This is a genomic window from Streptomyces caelestis (assembly GCF_001279005.1).
Classification (GTDB): Bacteria; Actinomycetota; Actinomycetes; order Streptomycetales; family Streptomycetaceae; genus Streptomyces; species Streptomyces heliomycini.
On record NZ_LGCN01000093.1, the window covers coordinates 1 to 359 of the forward strand.

The window sequence follows — 359 nt, forward strand, 5'->3', positions numbered from 1 at the left end:
CTGTGGCGACGGCTGCACCAGGCCGTTCTGGACGAACTCGGCGCCCGCGGCGAGGTGGACTGGACCTCGGCGATCGTGGACGCCGCCTCCGTCCGCGCGAAAAAAGGGGATCGCTGACCGGGCGCAATCCGGTCGACCGGGGCAAGAAGGGCAGCAAGCTCCATGTCCTGTCCGACGCCCAGGGCCTCCCTCTCGCCCTTGGCGTCTCGGGGGCGAACGTTCATGACAGCCAGGCGCTCCTGCCGCTGGTGCTGGGCATACCCGCCATCCGCTCCCGGCGCGGCCCCCGCAGACGCCGGCCCGGCAGGCTCCGCGCCGACAAGGCGTATCACTCCGCCGAGAGGCTGAAGTGGCTGCGC

The 359-nt window shown here is 71.9% G+C and carries 1 pseudogene; it reads left to right on the forward strand.

Annotation, left to right across the window (positions count from 1 at the left end):
* Positions 1 to 359, forward strand: a pseudogene (locus ADK41_RS39005) (transposase); the annotation flags it as partial.